Raw genomic sequence first — 1,429 nt, forward strand, 5'->3', positions numbered from 1 at the left:
TTATTCAGACCTTCCCTAGCTTGCCGGTTTATTGACTAACACTTCCCCATATTCAGAGCGCAACTTGTTTTTTAATACTTTCCCAGTGGCATTGCGTGGCAATGCTTCCACAAAAATCACGCGATCCGGGGTCTGCCACTTGGCGACTTTTCCCTGATAATGAGCAAGAAGTTCCTCCTCCGTAATATTTGCGTCGGGTATTTTTACTGCCAACAGGATCGGTCGTTCATCCCATTTATCATGGGAGGCCGCCACCACAGCAGCTTCATTGATGGCAGAATGGCCCATTGCGATTCCCTCCAATTCGACTGTCGATATCCATTCCCCACCAGATTTAATAATATCTTTTGAGCGGTCACGTATTGTCATAAACCCATCATCATTGATCGAAGCAACATCACCTGTCTCGAACCAACCGTCTTCCTCAAGAGTCTGATTTGGCTCAAAACCAAAGTAGTCGGCTACCACCCAATGACCACGGATACGGAGATTTCCCTGAGCAACGCCATCTTCGGGCAGTTGATGGCCGTCTTCTCCCACAATTTTGAGCTGCACCCCGTAGGGAGGCCGTCCTTGGCTTTCACGGATTTTATTTCTTTCTCCTTCTAAAAGGGTATCGTGTTTCGCCAGCAGTGCATTGACGGTTCCGATCGGTGATGTTTCTGTCATTCCCCATGCATGGACAACTTCTACGCCATACTTACCACGAAACTCCGACATCATTGAGGGCGGGCAAGCGCTACCACCTATCACCGTCCGTTTGAGCGTCTTTGCCGAGGAGCCAAGCTCGTCCAAAGCCGAAAGAAGTCCCTGCCAAATCGTGGGCACACCCAGCGCAATCGTTACGCTTTCTGAATCGATAAGCTTGACCAAACTTTGTCCATCCAGGCCGGGACCAGGCAACACCAGTTTGGCTCCAACCATCGCCGTAATGTAGGGTACCCCCCACGCATTTACGTGAAACATAGGAACAACCGGCATCACCACGTCCCGTGCCGATAAATTCAGTGCGTCAGGTTGAGCAGCTACCAGCGCGTGCAGAACGGTGGAGCGGTGTGAATAGAGCACCCCTTTGGGATTTCCAGTGGTGCCCGATGTATAGCAGAGGCTTGAAGCCTGGTTTTCGGCGATTTCAGGCCAATTCGCGTTAGGCGTTCCTCGCTGGAGAAACTCTTCATAAAACAACAATCCTGGAAATTGCGCTGCAATTTCTTCGTCCGGTTCGGACATCAATACAAATTCCTCAACCGTCTCCAGTCGGTCACGGATATTTGAAACAATGGTAAGGAACGTTTTGTCAAAGAATATGACTTTGTCTTGAGCATTGTTGATAACGTAAACGAGTTGTTCTGGAAACAGTCGCGGGTTAATGGTGTGACACACCATCCCGCCACCAGAGATGCCAAGATACTAATGGGTACGAAAGTAA

At 49.5% G+C, this 1,429-nt stretch carries 1 protein-coding gene; it reads right to left on the reverse strand.

Features of this window, described 5'->3' with window-relative positions:
* Positions 1–15: 15 nt before the first annotated feature.
* Positions 16–1,401, reverse strand: coding sequence for a long-chain-fatty-acid--CoA ligase (locus tag Q675_RS37640; RefSeq protein WP_319802627.1), 1,386 nt, complete (start codon positions 1,399–1,401; stop codon positions 16–18).
* Between the last annotated feature and the right edge of the window lie 28 nt (positions 1,402–1,429).

The sequence above is a fragment of the Marinobacter sp. EN3 genome (assembly GCF_000475315.1).
Taxonomy (GTDB): Bacteria; Pseudomonadota; Gammaproteobacteria; order Pseudomonadales; family Oleiphilaceae; genus Marinobacter; species Marinobacter nauticus.